The following is a 19,303-nucleotide window of genomic DNA, read 5'->3' as shown; positions in this document are numbered from 1 at the left end:
CCAATTCATCTCCCGCCTACTCACTGGACTGTGACCCTTCACGCTCCTTGAGGAAGGAGTCTTCTTGGCTAAAATGATAAAATAAAACAAAACCATACATAAGATAATTTTACTATTACAAATAATGACATAGTCTGTTTCACCTTTTACATTATCTAAAAAAGAACTTGTAGGAATTCTTACAAGTTCTTTTTTATTTCCTTTATTCTCTTCTTATTTACATACGCAAGATTTATACATTTGGTGGTGATACATACTATATTTATCCGATAAAATAATCTAAAAATTAACACATAATTGATCGTTTTAAGAAAAAGAGATTTCATAAATCTTCAATCACAGTTTCTTAGTTCACCTAATAGAACGTATAAAGACTCATATCATCTTTTGATTATTTTTGGATGTTTTATTCTACGTATATTCGACACAAATTGATTGTTTTTTATGAATTTTCTTGAAAAATATTGTAATATCACTCCATTTTTTCTTCTATTTTGTTATGATGTTTATAATTAAATTGGATTAGGATTTTTTTAGAAAATGGGGGCGTATATTATGAGTGTCTCAGTAAAAGGAAATGAGCAATTAACCTCTCTATTGAACGACTGGTATCGATCTATGCTATCTCAGCAAGTTATAAAAGCTACTAATCTAAAAAAGAAAATTGATGAAAAAATTAATAAGTTAAGCATTGAACCGAATCAAGAGCATCAGGATCAAAATTTGTTACTATACTATTCACTACTCGAATTTCGTTACAAGGTCTTAACAGATAGCCTTGGTATTCAACAAAATAGTTTTGATACTATTAGCGATTATGATATGCCTACAGATCAATTTCTACAATTCTATTATCATTTTTTCAAATCCATTCATTCCACTTTTATATCAAATTATACTGAGGCAGAGGAACATTATAAACTAGCAGAAAAAATATTGGTAGCTATACCAGATGAAATTGAACACGCCGAATTTTACTATAGAATTGCTACTTTCTATCACCATACCTATAACAATCTCGCTTCTATCGAATACGCAAATAAATCGAGAGCAATCTTTTCAAAGTATGAAGGTTATGAAGTAAAAACAGCCTTTTGTAATAGTTTGCTAGGTGGTTGCTGCATCTATTTAAAACAGTACGAACAAGCAGAAGAATATCTACATTGTGCAATTGATTTACTACAAAAAAATAGGGAAGAAGATTCCTTGTTATACGTAAAAAATACTATGGGGTGGCTGTATTCTGATCAAAGTATGTCTACTTTAGCTATTCGTCACCTTTCAGAAGTAACAGAGAAAATCCCTACACACTTCAAGGCCATCTTCCTACAAGCTAAGGAACATTATAAGTTAGGAGAACAATCAACGGCCAGCCAACTCATTGATAAGGGTCTACAGATTTGCAGAGAAATTCATAACGAAGAATACACACACCACTTCTCTATTTTAAAAAAATTAAACGAAAATATTCCATTGGAAGAATTAGAAAAAATCATTCAAGAAGGAATCTTATACTTTGAGGAAGAAGAATTATGGGAATATGTTGTCGAATACGCCGAATTATTTGCCACAAAATGTAGACAATTAGAGAACCACCAAAAAGTAAGTGACTATTTCCATATTTGTTATCAAGCAAGACAAAAATCAATCGCAAAAGGAGTGTTAAAATAATGAAAAAAATTAGCTTATTATTATCAGGCATTGCTTTTATTGGGGTATTAACGGTGGGAATTTTTCAGTTTTCTAAAACAGATCAGCTTGCTACTCATGGGCATTATCCTGCTCCTTCATATAGTGTTGGCGATTATAGTGGTGCACCACCACAAATTTAATGTAAATGTATTTAAAAACCCTCCAAATGGAGGGTTTTTAAATGGCTTATCTGCCTGTTCAATACGCATAGAGAGTACATATTATACTTATTTACTATGTTATAAGATTTTTCATTTCCACTCTGTAACAAGATTCTAGCATTCTCTCCTAGAATCTCAACTTAAATCTTAAATCCACCAATTAACTCTTGAAGTTCTTCCGCCATCTGTGCTAATTGTATTGCTGAAGAATTTATCTCTTCCATAGAAGCATGTTGTTCCTCAGATGAACCAGCTATCGTTTGCATACTTGAAGAATTTTCTTTTACAGCCATAGCTATTTGATCAATCGATGTATCAACTTTCATTGCATCAGTTGTCATTTTATTTGATAGTTCTACCATACCATGCACTTTTGATACAATATCATTTGCAGATTTTGAAATCTCATAAAAACTTTGTTTTGTATCATTCGCAACCTTAATTCCCGACTGTACTTCTACGCCTACTTCATTCATAGCTTTTACAGTCTCATGTACGTCTGCTTGTATTTCCTTAATTAAACTTCCAATTTCCATTGAAGATTCGGATGATTGCTCCGCCAACTTTCTAACTTCATCAGCAACAATTGCAAACCCTCTCCCCTGTTCCCCAGCTCTAGCTGCTTCAATCGCTGCATTTAATGCTAATAAATTTGTTTGTTCCGCAATATTTTGAATCGCTTCTAATATACTGCCAATTTGCTGTGATTTCTTATCTAATAATTTTATGACATTATCGGATTGAGAAACAGAGTGATGGATAGACTGCATTTGTGTTACAGTTTGTTCTACTAATTGTTCACCTTCATTGGCTTTTTGTTTAGTGTATATGGATGAAGCCGATACTTCAGAAGCATTCTCAGCTACATATTGAATATTTCGTGTTACCTCACCAATTAATTCAGCTCCAGACTCAACTTCATTATTTTGAACCTCTGCACTGTTCGAGATTTCTTCCATCTCTTTTGTAATTTGTTCTGTCGCAACACTTGCTTGCTCTACACTAGCAGTTAGTTCCTCAGAAGACGCAGCTACATGTCCTGCAGATGTGTTAATTTGAGAAATAATATTACGTAACGACTCTGCCATTGTATTGAAACTACCACCTAATTGACCAAGTTCATCCTTTGAACGAATATCTATTTTCTCGGTTAAATTTCCTTGACTAATTCTTTGAGCTGAAATGACTAATTGTCTTAGTGGAGTAATTATAGATTTGAGTATGAATAGAATTACAATTCCACCTAACAATAATGAAGCACCTATTATAGTGAGCGTTTTATAAAAAATAGGATTGGTAGCTTCTTCAATTTCTTTCGTAGGCATTACGCCAGCTATTTTCCAACCTGTTTTTTTATTTGTCTTAAAGCTTATGTTTCGATCTTCACCATTGAGGCTATAAGTAATTACTCCATCTTCTGTCTTGTACAATTCATCCACTAAAGTTTTATCTAATTTCTCTCCAGGTTTTAGTGATGGATGAACAACTATAGTTTTATCTTGACTAACTATAGATACAAATCCTTGCTTCCCAATTTTTATCATTTTGGATGTTTTTACGATATCTTTAATATTCAAATCTACGCCAATGACACCACTTTTATCTGCATTCTGCTTTGCAATTGCAATTACCATATTTCCTGTAGACTTTGATTTATAGGGAGATGAAACAATAATCTCTCCATTTGCTTTTACTGCATCCTTATACCAACTACTTTCTAACGGATTAAACCCTTCTGGTATTTTTCCAACAGGTGCATGAATAAATTGATTGTTACTGGATGCCGTATAAATCGTTTCTATCTCTGGATGTAACTGTATATATTGATCAAATTTATTCTGTACATTTTGCGATTGTTCAGGATTATAATCCCCTTGTGTGAGTACCTTTGCAAAATGAGTGATATCTGTATGCTTATTTTCTAATTCATCATCAACAATCTTATCTAAAATACTTATATTATCTTTTGCAGATTGTAGAATTGTTTCATTAAGATCTGTTTTTGCTTTATTATAAGATGATACTCCTACGATAAGGCTTGGTATAATTAATATTGCTATAAATGCCATAGACAACTTCGTTTTAAGCTTTATTTGCCCCAATCTTTCTTTTATATTAAACACTAGCTACTTCTCCTTTTCATTTTTACTACTTATATAGTTTATTTAAATTTTTCTCCTTTACTTTTCCACATTCATTTATGGTACCATTCGAAATGAAACCACAATTACATCCTATTATCCATACTTTATAATTTAAAGATTTAATTTTCACAGACAGAGTTTTATCTGTTCTCCTTTCGAATATGTTATTTTTCTAGATTCAGCAATTATTAGACTACGAATTATTCCAAATAAACTTGATGCAACAAATACTTCATTTAAAAAATAATTATTGGATTTGTTTGGATAAAAATCTAGTTTAGCGCTAATCCAATCGGATGAAATTCTTACCATAATACATTCACTAAACATAAATAAGTAAATTTATTTCTTTTAATACTTATATTTAACTGCCTTTTAACCATTCTAACTGTATTATTTCATCGTTTTATCTATTTATTACAACCACTTTTGTTTTATTAAATCACTAAACTATAAATTCTAAATAGGAGAATAAAATAAATTAGAGAATTACATTGTAACATATATATATAAGTTGTTAATATTAAAATTTAAAACTTTACTATTTTTCATATGCAATATTACACGCGAAAAGCCATAATTTTTTTGTTATACTATGCATGTGGATTTTTCATCCAAAATCCACCCAAACGCATATTTATGTATATGCCACCCTAATTGATGAAAGTGAGAAGAGTGTTTATCATTTTTCTCACTTTTTTATTTAGGCTCTGTTAATATTGATTATTGATAAAAAGTATTAAATAAGGGAAGACACCTTAGAGTTGGTGCTTCCCTTATTTGTTGATTATTCAAATCTAAAATAGGTATTTTCTAAACCTATTCTTTGCTTTAATGTTCTGCCCAAAGCATAATTATTTGGTAATTCTTTTTCAATGACACAAATAATATAACCTGCTTTTCCTGTTGTTAAATTAGTTAGTTGTAAGTAGTTAGTGTTGTCGTAGATATAAGAAATAATATATTCATAGAAATTATTTTCTTTATCTTCTCTATTCATACCAACATTGTACAACCTAACTCTTGCTCCTACCCAAATTTCCTCATCATCATCAACATTACTTAAAGGCATCCATTTCGAGTTATCCAATATTTCACCCTTTTCTTAATTCATTCGTTTATACACGAATGTTGCTAGACACAAACTATCATAAGCATCCGTCATTTCATTGATTAGACGACCACCGACAGAGAAACAAGACTCAACATAGCTTTTTACCCATTGAAACACTTGCTCTTTTAGTTATTTTTACATTTTGAATCTACGAAAATGAATTCCCTTATAAAAACTCTAACAGAGAATCTTCCTTCCAAATTTCACCTAGGGAATTATTTGTTTTCCAAAAAACCTACCAACATCTTTATCAACTCATTTTAGAATATTTAAACAATAATTCCATATACATTACCTGCATAAATTATTCATTTTCTTTTATATAAGACCTACCTTTTTACTTTTAATAGATTATTAGACATTGGATTATTATACATAAATCCCAAAAACATGCGGTATTTTGTAGAATTTTGTCTATCAATATGTATGTACACCCTTTTGTAGTGGATATAGACTGTGAGGTGTAAGGAGATACCTTACAAAATAATAAAAAGGAGATTATAGAATGAGTAGATTAACAAAATTCTCAAAGTTAGTATTTGCAACTTTAATCGCGGGAAGTAGTCTAAGCACCTTTGTTTCGTCACACAGTGTACAAGCTGACACCTTAGATCCTAATTACCAAGACAATGTAAAATTCATACCACCTTCTAGTGCTAGGCCAAAATTGGAACAAAAAAACACTATTGTTCCAGAAGCAAAAGTTGTTAAAGACCATTATGTAAAGTACTCTAAAGCACATTTCCAAACTAAAGAAAGTATACCAAAAGAGATTTATTATTCTTCAGAAGGCTTTAAGGGCTATATACAGGCAAGTACCGTTTGGGATATGGGAGATCATTTCGCAACACTATATTCCGGAACCGTTATTCGATGTTAAACTTTTAATCCATTCTCCCCTAATGCTTAAAATGGTTAATAACTCACTGCCAATACTGTAATATCTATTGTTCATAAAATAAACCACAAAATCTTTCGATTTCATGGTTTATCAAATATAAAGATAATGCTAAACGAATACTCTAACATTACCTTCCCCAAAGTTAATTATAGAGTATTTTCAAAAAAAAGACACTCTTGTAGTGTCTTTTTTATAGTATTTTAAAAAGAATTCCACCTACTAACACCTTTTTGTTGCGCCTATTCGTTTATTTCAATATGATACTTTTCCATCTCGTATATGCAATAGACAATGATAGCTAAACTCCAACTGACACTATAATAATTATGTGTGTAGAAGTCATAGCCCGCTTTAATACCTTTCTCTATTACAACTAATGTAAATCCTAAAGCCACCCATCTGTTAATTTTCATCTTTATAAACGTTAAAGAGATAATTATTAAAAATAAAATATTTGTAAGATGATTTATCATTAGCTCATATTTTTGAATGTATACTGCCATTATACAAGCAACGATATTAGTCGCAATGCCAAAGGCAATCACCGCTCCCCAAACCCTGTCCGAAAGTCCCACTCCTGAGTCAGTCCCTTCCTAAACAAATATCCCTTTCTTTAATTCGTTCCTACACCCTATTCAAGATATGCTAAATTATCCTTGTCTGATGAATATCTATTTATCTTTTCATATAGAGCAAACAAAATCTTTACTCATAATTTTTTCTTTATTAGACAAACTATGTCTAAGCCGTTTGAACTAGCGGCTTCACTCTTCTGGTAATGGGATAGCACAATTTATTGAATTGACTAACTCATTCAACCCACTGGCACCGGCAGGCAACAAAATAGTTGTCTGCCATTTTCATGTATACTTTTTCTAATTTCATTTCAAACCAAGTGTGTGCTGTACTGATTTCAAAAGGACAGAATTTCATTTTTTAAAATGTAAAAAGATGAGGTCCTGTCTACTTTTGGTATAGGACTTTTTCTTTTCACACATACTATTTTTGAACCTGTTTACCAATACGTGTCCTAATGGTGTCTTGAATTCCTCCTAAAAAGGGCTGCAGATACGACTGCATGCCCTTTTATTTACGTTGTTTCTCTATATTGAATAAAATAATTAAAAACTAAAAATGTAATATTACATATTTTTTCTGTTCAGATTATGTTAGGATTTACTTCGTAGTCGAATTATGGTTTCGTATCTAATTCAGCAATATGTGAACTGTTTACCTAAAGAAAAGACACCCAAAAGGTGTCTTTTCTTCTTTTAATCTAAAAAATATTTTTTCTTTTCAGTAAGATCCAATTATCCCTCTAACCTAGACCTCATAATTAAAGGCAATTTAATCATGGTACTCAAGAGTTTTCATCCATTTCAATATACCTATAGCTTAATTTAAAATCACATTTCCAGCACTATATTTGCTTTCCTACAGATTTTCTGTCTTGTTCTTAATTCTGTCAAAATCCTCATGTAGCTATACAAAGAATATATGCTACTATGATATTAAGAAACTATGCGTTCCCTTAACCCTGTATCCGGCCCTGTATTTATTACAGGGTCTTTGTTTATTTTATTTACTTTTATTGGCTTATAAGGGTTAATACACAACCAATTTCAATTAAAACCGTTTAAATGTTAGTTAAAATTTGAAATAATATATCTATTAACTTTTTTAACAAATGTAATCTAATATTAAATTTCTAAATCTATACTGTACTATACACCAGTTAACACTATATAAATAGTATTAACTATCTTAATTGAATATTAGTAATAGTAAGTATAAACATTATCAATTTACTACATCTTACATTTATGTAAAAATAAATACATGTTAAGCTTTTTCAAAATCTTTCCCCTAATAAAGATTTGAAGTAGCATTTCATGATTCTCCTTACTGTTAATATGCCTTGAAAAAGAATCCTATAGGGTTCTTTTTCTTTTCATTATAACCTCAGTAAGTCCTTATTTAACATGCAAAAGGACTGCTAATTACTTGCAGCCCTTTTACAAGTTAATATACACTTGTATTAAATACTTAATACTTTCTTGTATTAGGCATTTATACAAACTAAACATGCCATTATTATTTAGATATATAACACTTCAAAGTTTAGAAGTATACAATAACAAATCTTTCCCAACTTCCAGCTACATAACTAGTAGCTGTTAATTCTCTACCACCATTTGCTGATATATATCTACCATTACTTAGTGCTTGTAATACATATATCCTATTGTCTCCACCATTATATAAGATAAACTTTTCCAGAAATATCTGGTTTATCCTCAAATAGAAAATCTTTATCTTTTGCCCATTTATCAGGTGCTAAACGTACATTTTCAATATTAGCTTCTTTTGCACTTTTATAGTTTTCAGGTAATGACGTACTATTCATGAAATTAGTACCCTTTCTTTTCGAATCCGAAAAACTAATTTTTGAATCGCCCTTGTGGTATGTATCAGCTCTTACATTCATTTCCTGTACTCCAAAACTCATCATGCCTAATAACGCAACAATTGGCAAAATTTTTTTCACAACTTTTCCTTCTTTCTCTTTATATTTTGCACACATAACATACCTTTGTTTTGTTACAGGAATATGGCAATTTTCCAAAAATACCTTTTAAATTTATACATTGGTAGTTCATTCATAAAAAAGAAAGAGATAATTAGAACGTTGCTTCATTTTAAAAGAAACAAAAAAGGAATCCTTTACGGATTCCTTTTTGCAATGCACTCTTTTTCAAATGGTACATTTTGCACCTACTTTTAGTATAACTTATAATTCCTATAAAATAAATAAGATTAATTGAAATTCAATTCAAATTATGATAAAAAACATAATTAAGAAGCGCAGATAACTAAATATTATCCCTTTTATTAAATAAATAAGATTAAATAATTCCCCCTCCAAACTAGGACCCCTTTACACTTTTTACAAATATTGTTATAATTAGATAAATCAAAGCATTACCCCATTAACAAAGGGACTCCATAATTGGAATCCCTTTGTTAATTAGCTATTAAAAATGATAGCATGTGATTATTGTATAATTTCTTCCTTTTTTAGATCTGCATATTCTTCTACGAAATCCCATAAACCTTGCTTTTCGAAGTAAGAAATACTTTTTCACTTCTTCCAAGAGTTTAATTGCTTCATCTTCATTAAGAGAACGTAAAATATTGAAATGATATACATACTCTTCATTTCCTAATTCCATACAAACTGCTAATCCTTTTTCAATAAGTTCTTTTACAATATTTGTTTTTCTTAGCTTATAATGTTCACTCGCTTGTAAGAACAATGCTTTAAAATGGGCAATATTCTTCTCTGTCACTTCTGATAAATGACGAATTGCTAATTTAGATAAGTTTTGAGTTGCATATAATAGTCCTAAATTATGCCTTACTATTAAAATCAATTTGTCTTCATTATGTTTTTGCAAAAGGTCAATGGAACGATTGAAATGTTCTTCCGCTTTTTCAAATTGCTTTAAGAATATACGAGCTGTCCCTAATGCGGTTTCACAAGAAGCAACTTTCACCTCATATCCCATTAGCCCTAAATACAAGGAATATAGATACTTATTTTACTTTCAAAGGCTGAAACCTTGCTGCATAACTACTGAAAATAAACATAAGAAAGACGTTCAAATCCATATGGATAGAACGTCTTTTCACTTTATTTCATACATATACTGATTTTTCACTTATTCATTTTGTATTGTACTTAAAAAACCAATGAATTCATCATCATTTACAGGTTTACTGTAGTAATAGCCTTGAATTAGATAGCATGCATTACGCTGTAATACCGTTAATTGTTCCTTCGTTTCTACCCCTTCTGCTATCACTTTCATGTTTAAAGTATGAGCAAGTGAAATAATGGTTTGTATAATTTCATCTCCATCAGTAGAAGTTCCAATCCTATTAACAAATTCTCTTGGAATTTTCAAAGTATCAATTGGATAAAGAGGCAGATACGCTAATGAAGAATAACCTGTACCAAAATCGTCAATTGATAAATGTACACCATATGATTTTAATGCTTTTAACTTCGATAAGGTTTCCTTTTCATCTACCATTGCTATTCGCTCTGTTAATTCCAAATCAATCGAATTAGCAGGTACTCCTATCTCTTCTATGGTAGATATAATGGTTTGAACAAAATCTTTCTGTTCAAACTCTATAGCTGATAAATTTATCCCCATCTTTAGATTTGAAAAGCCCGTAGAATGCCATTCTTTCAGTTGTTGACACGCTTTCTGTAACGTCCACTTCCCAATTGAAATAATCTGCGCCGTTTCTTCTGCGATAGGTATAAACTCAAAAGGAGAAATCAGCCCAAGCTCTGGATGTTGCCAACGTATTAAAGCCTCTGCACCAATAACCTTACCTGCCTTACTATCAATTTGTGGTTGATACAATAAAAACAACTCATTATTTTCAATTGCATTTGGTAAATCCTGTTCTAATTGTAATCGACGAGTTACTTTTTGAGATAATGTCTCGTCATACATACAAACAGCATTGTTACCTTTTTCCTTTGCGCTATACATAGCGATATCAGCGTGTTGTAAAAGTGTAGTAGTATTTATTCCTCCAAATGGATACACTGCTATTCCTATACTAAGAGATAAGTAAAAACTATGCTGATTTACTACAAATGGTTCTTCAGTTATACGAAATAGAGTTTTACACAAATCCAATAGCTGTTGCTCTGTTTGGTTATGGACAATGATCGCAAACTCATCACCACCTATTCTTGCTAGAGGAATAGTCGGTGACAGACATGTCCTAAAACGTTTGGCAACTTCTTTTAAAACCTTGTCACCAATCGAATGACCCAATGTATCATTAATAGTCTTAAAGCGATTTAAATCAATATACAGGAGCCCAAACTTATCCTGTGTTTTTTGTGCACGCTTAATAGATCTATCTAATTCTTGTTGGAAGAATATACGATTTCCAATCTCCGTCACCGTATCATGGAATGCAAGGTAATTTATCTCTTCCTGTTGTTGTTTCATCCTTGTTATGTCTTTTACCATTACATAGCTCCCAAAGGTTTGTCCTTCTATCATAATAGGAACTATAGTGACATACCAAAAGAGTATATCCTTCTCATTGTTATTTTTCACACGTAACTGTAGTGAAGATGAACTACATCGTTTCCCTTTCTTTATAGCTGCTTCCAATTCAGATTTATCTTCATCTAAAAAAATAGAGAAGCACTCTTTCCCTATCAATGCAGCACTTTCTTTTCCTAGTAACATACTTCCAGCCTGGTTTATATTTAATACGATACCGTTTGAATCAATCGTTAAAATAGGATCCGGATGATACTCATATAATGACTTAAATCTCTCTTGATTTTTTACTAAATCATTAGATTTATTTATTAAATCCCTTGTTCTTTGAGATACTGTTTGTTCTAATTGATTATTAAACACTTTTAATGTTTTAGTTAACTCTTTGTTTTGCATTCGTACGATTGTATGACGAATCAGTACAAATACAAAAGCAATACAATTTCCCGTAATTAATGTAGCTGAAGAAGTTTGCTCTTTCAAAGTAAAGCCAATTAAGACTGCAACTGCAAGATAAGGGAATATACCAAGAAGTTTCTCTCCAAATGTCGGATTAATAATAAAATAATTTCTTTTAGAAGAAGTATTCTTTGGGATTGTAGCAGCAATAGCGACAAATAATAGGAAAACTCTATACAAACACCTTAAAAATATAACTGAACGCTCTGACAAATCACCTTGTAAGTAAAAATACAAATAGTCCGTAATAGCCAATCCAGTTAATACTAGGATAAAAATAAACAATTTACTTTTTGCATTGAAAATAGCAGGTCGAAAGATCAGTGTAACTCCAAGTAATAGAAGCAATAAATCTATAATCGGAAAAATAAATGAGAGAAAAACATCTCCAATTGATAAGAATAAAATATTTGCAGATGGTTTATTAAATAGGTACCACTCTAATGTAAAAATAGCAGTAACAACAATGCATAAATCACAAAGTAAATACGTTTTCTCCCATTTGTTACATTCCATCATAATTTTATAAAAGAACGCAAAAAGAAAGAAGAATAAGAAAAACAGTAGAAATACATCAGAAATATTAAAATTTTGTATTGGTAATTCTACATTAAGTACTTGAAAAGCGGATATGAAATTCCCTATCAAAAAACACCCTATTGCAATAGTAATGCAAACCCAGAATACTCCTAACTTAATTTTTTGGGATAATATAGAATACAGTAATGAGATAAATACAGTAGTTTCAACGACTAAAGATGATAGTCGGATATTAAAATCTGATACGAAATAATGATTCGGAAAAACAAATAAAAATATAAAGCAAAAGCTTATATAAGTTATTAAAGCCAATATCAATACATAAAATTGCACATATGCATGCTTACGCAATGGACTCACCTTCTTGAGTTTTTCTATACTTTTATTAAAAAATGGCTTGATGGTAGCACAAGTCCTACTAATTAAAATGTGTGCTACCTATTATCCATATTATGACCTTTTTAAAAGATTTCTTTCTACACACAACAATCTTATTAACTTTTTGTAGATGTTTACAATTACCAATACTGAGGATTCTAAAAAGGATAAGCTGAAAAATGTAATTTTTTAAGTATTTGCGCGTCGTAAATTTGGCGGGTACAACTTATCTACTCTTTACATATGAGATAGAATCTACTCCTCTATTGGATTATAGTTGCTATCTGTCACACTTAAAAAGGAATGAAAATATACTATCATTAAAATAGAAATTCAAATTAGTTTACGAAACCAACTGTAACTATTATAGTTACACAAAAAGTTGATGTCAATTTCACATCCTCCCTTTTTAACGGACAAAAGACATGACCTATTGAACAAAAATGTGATGTTTATAAAAAGGGCGGTAAAGTTTTATCTCCTTACTCAAAGAATTATAAATGATTTAGTATTAGATGAAATTGAAGCTAATATTGCATCTCCCTAAAAAGAATGTTACTCTAAAAATAGAATTATGAAAGGAATGATGGATGAATAATGATTAACTAATTTATATTTTAAGTTGAATTTTATAACTTCAAACTACAAAATATAGGGTTAGTCTATCCATTTTTAAAATTCAGTTCATACTTTATTTGTCATGATTCAAATGATTAATAAGTACTTATTAAGTATAGACGAAAGACTAATCCTTCCGATTACAAATTGGGGGATTTTTTTATTCCTGTTTGTCTTAGTTGAAACTTACTAATTGTTAAATGTACTTCACAAATAAAGGAGCGAGAAAAATGAGTACTTCAGATACTATTGTTACACATGTAATGCTCTATATAAGTCGTTAATATCCATCAAACTTATATAGAGGAATTAAAAAATGGATGGATGTTCCGACTTTATATGAAACGTTTCGATATATAAAGGAGGAATTATTATGTCAATGATAAAGGTCCAAGACTTAACTTTTTCATACCCAGGTAGCTTTGATAATATTTTTGAAAGTGTAAACTTCCAAATAGATACGGATTGGAAGCTGGGATTTATCGGTAGAAACGGACGAGGTAAAACGACATTCTTTAATTTATTGTTAGGGAATTATGAGTATAGCGGGAAAATCCTTGCTTCAGTAGAATTCAATTACTTCCCCTACTCTGTTTCAGATAAGAACAAATTCACTCATGAAATCCTTGAAGAAATTTGTCCCCAAGCCGCAGATTGGGAACTTCTACGTGAGATATCCTATTTAAATGTTGATGCTGAGGTCATGTACAGACCATTTAAAACATTATCAAATGGGGAACAAACAAAAGTGTTGCTTGCTGCACTGTTTTTAAATGCGGGTCAATTTCTATTAATTGATGAACCAACAAATCACTTAGATACAGATGCACGAAAGATAGTCTCCGATTATCTAAGGAAGAAAAAAGGATTTATTTTAATTTCACATGACAGAATCTTTTTAGATGGGTGCGTTGACCATATCCTATCTATTAATAGAGCAAATATTGAAGTTCAAAGTGGTAACTATTCTTCTTGGAAGTTAAATTTTGATAGACAGCAAGAACACGAGAAGGCTACAAATGAGCGTCTACAAAAAGACATAGGGCGATTAAAACAGTCTTCCAAACGTTCAGCAAGTTGGTCTCATGACGTGGAAGCTTCAAAAAATGGAACGAGGAATTCAGGCTCTAAGTTGGATAAGGGGTTTGTAGGACATAAAGCAGCGAAGATGATGAAAAGAGCAAAAAACCTTGAATCAAGGCAACAAAAAGCTATTGAGGAAAAATCAAAATTACTAAAAAATGTGGAAAAAACTGAGTCATTAAAATTGGAACAATTGCAATTTAAATCAAATGAATTGGTTACTTTAGTTGACGTGTCCGTTAAGTACAATGATCAAATTGTGAATGAGCCGATTAGCTTCATAGTTGAACAAGGTGACCGAATTGTACTTGATGGAACGAATGGGAGCGGAAAAAGTAGTATCCTAAAACTAATTCTAGGACATCCGATACAGCATACAGGCTTAGTTACTTTAGGTACAGGACTCATCATTTCCTATGTCCAACAAGATACTTCTCATTTGAAGGGATCACTATCAGGCTTTATTGAAGAGCACAAGATTGATGAAACCTTATTTAAGTCCATCCTAAGTAAGATGGACTTTGACCGAATTCAATTTAAGAAAGATATATCTCATTATTCTGGTGGACAAAAGAAAAAACTGCTTATCGCTAAAAGTTTATGTGAAAAAGCTCATATATATATATGGGACGAACCACTAAATTTTATAGATATCTATTCCCGCATGCAGATTGAAGAACTTATTCAACAATTTAATCCCACAATGGTTATTGTTGAGCATGATAAAATATTTCAACAAACAGTTGCAACGAAAACTATATCTATGTAGCTCAAAACGAATACTTGAAAATATAATCATTAACTTGAGTCCTTGAATTATAAAAACTTTAATGAATTGATAAAAAAAGCCTAATTTCTCTACAATACATTGAGAAATTAGGCTTTAAATAGTAATAATAGAATTCATAAACACTGAATAATTTACACATTAAGTTTATCTGTTAATGCAGTAACAATCCTGTCCACTAAGTCTTCGGGTAATCCATATTCCTTATTAACTACAGCCTGTATACTAGCAAAAGAACTTTCATTGTATTTTGATTGCCTTTTTCCTCTACTATCTTTCTCTTTATTTATGAAGTTTTCACGAGATTCATAGTTCATCTTATCTGATTCTTTACCAATAGATTGATTGGTGTAAATTATAAAGATACCTAACATCATAATTACACAAATGAAAATCCCTACTAATTTAAGTCTCATTATTCATTTCCTTCCTGCAACTCTTACTGTTTCTCGTTCATAATATCTCAACCATATCAAATTCATATTAATTTGAAGTAAAATTTTGTTCTTAACATATTTCTTAATAGAAAGACTGTATATCCTTCTATTTGTTTGACATCATTAAGATGCTCACAAATAGAAATAAATTCTATTCCTATATATAGATAAATAATCTAAAAATTTATATAATAAGATTAGAAGTGTAGCATATTATTATTATTGAAAGGTCTTGGTATAATGCTAGGCATTAATGTAAAAAAAACAAATGAAGAGTTAATTATTTCATGGCAATTGGCGGAGATTACAATTCCATTACGTGATGTGATTGAGGTTACCGAAGATGCTACCTATGCTGGTGTTGAAGAAGTAGATGTAATACGTATTGGAACAGCTTATGGGACAACAGACCGTATTTTAATTAAAACAGTAAAACAAAATTATGTATTGTTTACTACAAATAAAGTTGCTATTTTAAATGCCATTCACGCTTAAATATAGGAGTCTTCTTGGCTAAAATGATAAAAATAAGCACATCTTGTTATAAAAACAGATGTGCTTATTTTTTAGTTTTTATGCGTTTTTACGTTTTAAGAAAATAACTCCACCAGCAATTAACAGTAATGCTCCTGCAGCCATAGAAATCCAACTTGTAAGATTAGTACCTGTTTGCGGTAACCATCCAATTTTAGATTGAATTTCTTTCTTAAGTTGTGGTTGTTCTTTTACTTGCTCGTTAGGTTGCTCTGGTGTTGGCGTATTTTCATCTGAATTTGGCTGTTCTGGTTTAGGTTGTTCCGATTTTCCCTCTTTAAATTTCACTGTTTGTCCCTTATCTTCAATTTCAGCGTGAATAGCTACTAATATATTATCTTGATACAGTTCTTCAAATACTACTACTTCTTTACCTTGTAATGCAGAAGCATTAAATGTGAAATCTAGTGTGATAGAACCATTTTTCTCTTTAGCAGTAAACTTAGATTCTACTGTTACTTCTTTACCATCAACTAATAATGGTTTGTTGGTTGCTTTATCCATTAGTTTGCCTTTTACTACGTATTCTTTACCCACGATTAAGTCTTTGTATTCCACTTTATCTTGGATTGTTACAGATTTAGAAGCATCTAACTCTTTAGAACCATCAGCTTTATTTGTTGCTGTCGTTTTAATAGAAGGTTCTACAAATCGAACTGTTTGACCTACATCGTTAATGTCAGCATGAGTTGCAATTACTTGACCTTCATGTAATAAATCTTCAAACACGACTACTTCTCTTCCTTGCTGTTCAGCACCAACAAAAGTAAAGTCTAATGTTACAAACCCATTCTTTTCTTTTGCAGTAAACTTCGTTTCAGCTGTTACTTCTTTACCATCAATTAATAATGGTTTGTTAATAGCTTTGTTCATTAGTTTACCTTTTACAGTGTACTCTTTACCTACAACTAAGTTAGTATACTCCACTTTGTCTTGAATAGTGATAGAATCCTTTGAATGAATCTCTTTTCCACCATCAGCTTTATTTGTTGCTGTCGTTTTTACTGATGGCTTAACGAACTTAACTGTTTGACCTTTATCATTGATATCAGCATGTGTCGTAACAACTTTTCCGTCTTTCAGTAACTCTTCAAATACTACTACTTCTTTTTCTTCTAAACCAGTTGCATCAAATGTGAAGTCTAATGTAATAGAACCATTTGCTTCTTTTGGTGTAAACTTCGTTTCAGCTGTTACTTCTTTACCATTTACAACGAATGATTTATTAGTCTTTTTATCCATTAATTTACCTTTTAAAGTGTACTCTTTACCTACTTGTAGGTCTTTGAATTCCACTTTATCTTGGATTGTTACAGACTTAGAAGTGTGCATTTCTTTTGTACCATCTTTTTTATCAGATGCTGTTGTTTTAATTGAAGGAATCTTCTCATCTTTGACAACGTGTTTAATGATTTGACCATTCTCTTTAATTTCAAAAGAAAACGTCTCTTCATTTAAGATATAACCGTTTGGTGCAACAGTTTCTTTATATGTGTATTTTCCAAATGGTAGCTTTTCAAATTTAGCGATACCTTTATCATCTGTTTTACCTTTTACTACTTCTTTTCCTGCTTCGTTATAAATTGTAAATTCTGCATTTGGAAGCTTGTTATTTCCATCAGCCACATCTACCTTTGTAATTTCTAGATCACCTTTGATAAGATGATTAACTGCCAATAACTCAATAATCTTTCCATGTTCCTTTATTTCGAACGTAATCGGTTCTTTAACAAGAACGTAACCATTTGGAGAAGCCTTTTCTACAAATGAATATTTACCATACGCTAAATCTTTGACGTTAATCTCACCATTTTTATCTGTCTTATATTCCCCAACTACTTTTCCACTTGCATCTTTTAGCTCGAATGCTGCACCTTCTAATTTTTTACTAATATCTTCATTATCTACTTTTAGTAATTTTACACTACCTTTCACTTCGGTATTTTCCACTGTAAAAGTAAGTGTTTTATTGTGCTCTTTAATTTCAAAAGGATACTTTGTTTTATTTCCAATATATCCATTAGGTGTTTTTGTCTCTAAGAAATAATATTTACCATACGTAAGATCTTCAACGTTTGCAATTCCATTTTCTTTTGTTACTACTTTTTTCACTTCTTTTCCATCTTCAGTGAAGACTGTGAATTCAACATTTGGTAAAATCTTTCCTGAATCACTAAGCTTTTTAATTTCGATGTTACCTTTTACTTTGTTATTTACTATTTGGACAGCTCCTGTTTCCCCTGTCTTAACTTCAATAGTTTGTGGTTTATCATCTGAAACATAGCCTGTTGGTGCTTTAATTTCTTTTAATGTGTAAGTACCAATTGGTAAGTTGTTTAATTCTGCCATACCATCAGCACCAGTCGTGATTTTTCCGACTGATTCATTATTTGCATTAAAGACCTCAAATACTGCACCAGCTAAAACTTCTCCATTTTCTCCAACTTTTTTAATTTTTAAAGAACCAGCTGCTTCCCAATTTACTGCAAGATCACTACTAAGCTTTTCTTCATTTCTTTCTAATAGTACTGTAGCATTCTGAACAGTATCCGTACCACGGTAAGCAATTGCTTGAACTTTAGTTAAATTAGCAGCAACACTTAAATTAAATTCACCCGTTTTTGTATTTTTAGGAATTTGGATACGAAATTTTTCTCCAACTGAAAGCTGATCTTTCACTTCTCCATTTTCACTAACAATTCTAACTCCATTAGGTGCATTTTTCGCTACTACTTTATAAGAACCACTCTTAGCATTTGTTTGTACTGTATATAGATTCGTTTCGAAGAATTCACCTTTTAATTCTGCTTTTTGTTTTTCAGCTGGGATAACATTCATATAAATATCTTGCGTATCCCCACTATTATTAGCAGCATTAATAATTGTCTTAGCTGCTTTTTCAACATTTTTATTCTCATGTTTTAATTCATTTACATTGAGTTGACCTAATGCATTCCAAACCGCAAGTTGCGTTGCATAATGCGCTTCATTTTTATTAGCTACTCCCAGCTGTTCAGCACTTTTTTGCGGGAAACCATTTAATAAGACTCTATATACTACATTATCTGTTTTCCCCATTTCAGGAAGATCTTCACCATTTGGTGATTTTAATCCAAGGGTTAAGCAATAAGCAATTTGACCACTTGAATTTTTAATCATTTCAGTGCGAATGTACTTACCTAGACTATTACTATAACTCCAGTCCATTGAATATTTCTCATGCGTCATAACCTCTGCACTAGCCCTAGGTAAAAATACATTAAGGAATAATGCCAGTACTGATAATAATGTAAAAACTCTTATAATGACTCTCTTACCCAATTTTGTAACCTCCCTAGAATAAATTAATCCGA

At 31.1% G+C, this 19,303-nt stretch carries 10 protein-coding genes and 4 pseudogenes; 5 read left to right on the top strand and 9 right to left on the bottom strand.

What is annotated here, in order from left to right; genetic code table 11:
• Window positions 1-555 precede the first annotated feature (555 nt).
• Both ACTFRY_RS06965 and ACTFRY_RS06960 read left to right on the top strand, forming a co-directional pair.
• Window positions 556-1,671 (top strand): Rap family tetratricopeptide repeat protein, encoded by a 1,116-nt coding sequence (locus tag ACTFRY_RS06965; RefSeq protein WP_000116962.1) that lies wholly within the window; start codon window positions 556-558, stop codon window positions 1,669-1,671.
• Window positions 1,671-1,832, top strand: coding sequence for a hypothetical protein (locus ACTFRY_RS06960; protein WP_000724109.1), 162 nt, complete (start codon window positions 1,671-1,673; stop codon window positions 1,830-1,832). Before ACTFRY_RS06965 ends, ACTFRY_RS06960 begins: the two co-directional genes overlap by 1 nt.
• A 161-nt stretch (window positions 1,833-1,993) precedes the next feature.
• On the opposite strand, the gene ACTFRY_RS06955 is transcribed toward ACTFRY_RS06960, so the two are convergent.
• Together ACTFRY_RS06955 and ACTFRY_RS06950 are read right to left on the bottom strand one after the other, a co-directional pair.
• Entirely contained in the window at window positions 1,994-3,976 is a 1,983-nt protein-coding gene (locus tag ACTFRY_RS06955) for a methyl-accepting chemotaxis protein (protein ID WP_000481861.1), read from the bottom strand.
• An 808-nt stretch (window positions 3,977-4,784) separates the two neighbouring features.
• A complete protein-coding gene (locus ACTFRY_RS06950; RefSeq protein ID WP_002024558.1) occupies window positions 4,785-5,069 on the bottom strand; it encodes a hypothetical protein in 285 nt (94 codons plus the stop codon).
• Between the two features lie 547 nt (window positions 5,070-5,616).
• Between ACTFRY_RS06950 and ACTFRY_RS06945 the strand changes: the two genes are divergently transcribed.
• Window positions 5,617-5,991, top strand: a complete 375-nt coding sequence (locus ACTFRY_RS06945) for a hypothetical protein (RefSeq protein ID WP_000088958.1) — start codon at window positions 5,617-5,619, stop codon at window positions 5,989-5,991.
• 260 nt (window positions 5,992-6,251) lie between these two features.
• Here ACTFRY_RS06945 and ACTFRY_RS06940 read toward each other — a convergent pair whose 3' ends face one another.
• The 5 genes and pseudogenes from ACTFRY_RS06940 to ACTFRY_RS06920 all read right to left on the bottom strand — a co-directional run bounded on the left by ACTFRY_RS06940 (window position 6,252) and on the right by ACTFRY_RS06920 (window position 12,464).
• Entirely contained in the window at window positions 6,252-6,587 is a 336-nt protein-coding gene (locus ACTFRY_RS06940; protein WP_000524431.1) for a hypothetical protein, read from the bottom strand.
• 1,546 nt (window positions 6,588-8,133) lie between these two features.
• A pseudogene (locus ACTFRY_RS06935) lies at window positions 8,134-8,289 on the bottom strand (fascin domain-containing protein); the annotation flags it as partial.
• Window positions 8,273-8,596 (bottom strand): annotated as a pseudogene (locus ACTFRY_RS06930) (cellulase); the annotation flags it as partial. The pseudogenes ACTFRY_RS06930 and ACTFRY_RS06935, both read right to left, overlap by 17 nt.
• Before the next feature lie 495 nt (window positions 8,597-9,091).
• A pseudogene (locus ACTFRY_RS06925) lies at window positions 9,092-9,578 on the bottom strand (tetratricopeptide repeat protein); the annotation flags it as partial.
• 156 nt (window positions 9,579-9,734) lie between these two features.
• Window positions 9,735-12,464: a sensor domain-containing protein gene (locus ACTFRY_RS06920; RefSeq protein ID WP_061662985.1), complete on the bottom strand. Its 2,730-nt coding sequence runs from the start codon at window positions 12,462-12,464 to the stop codon at window positions 9,735-9,737.
• Between the two features lie 1,018 nt (window positions 12,465-13,482).
• On the opposite strand from ACTFRY_RS06920, the gene ACTFRY_RS06915 reads away from it, so the two are divergent.
• On the top strand, window positions 13,483-14,961 hold the full coding sequence (locus ACTFRY_RS06915) for an Lsa family ABC-F type ribosomal protection protein (protein WP_440032238.1): 1,479 nt from the start codon (window positions 13,483-13,485) through the stop codon (window positions 14,959-14,961).
• A 200-nt stretch (window positions 14,962-15,161) separates the two neighbouring features.
• Here the strand turns inward: ACTFRY_RS06915 and ACTFRY_RS06910 are convergent.
• Window positions 15,162-15,395: pseudogene (locus ACTFRY_RS06910) on the bottom strand (hypothetical protein); the annotation flags it as partial.
• Between the two features lie 261 nt (window positions 15,396-15,656).
• Here ACTFRY_RS06910 and ACTFRY_RS06905 point away from each other — a divergent pair.
• Complete coding sequence (locus ACTFRY_RS06905; RefSeq protein ID WP_000900695.1) at window positions 15,657-15,911, top strand: SunI/YnzG family protein; 255 nt, start codon at window positions 15,657-15,659, stop codon at window positions 15,909-15,911.
• A gap of 78 nt (window positions 15,912-15,989) precedes the next feature.
• Here the strand turns inward: ACTFRY_RS06905 and ACTFRY_RS06900 are convergent, their stop codons facing one another.
• Window positions 15,990-19,271: a VaFE repeat-containing surface-anchored protein gene (locus ACTFRY_RS06900; protein ID WP_044795256.1), complete on the bottom strand. Its 3,282-nt coding sequence runs from the start codon at window positions 19,269-19,271 to the stop codon at window positions 15,990-15,992.
• Window positions 19,272-19,303 lie beyond the last annotated feature (32 nt).

The organism is Bacillus cereus group sp. MYBK195-1 (genome assembly GCF_051916605.1).
Lineage (GTDB): Bacteria > Bacillota > Bacilli > Bacillales > Bacillaceae_G > Bacillus_A > Bacillus_A cereus.
The sequence above is the reverse complement of the archived record's forward strand: the minus strand, read 5'-3'. Positions and strand labels throughout refer to the sequence as shown.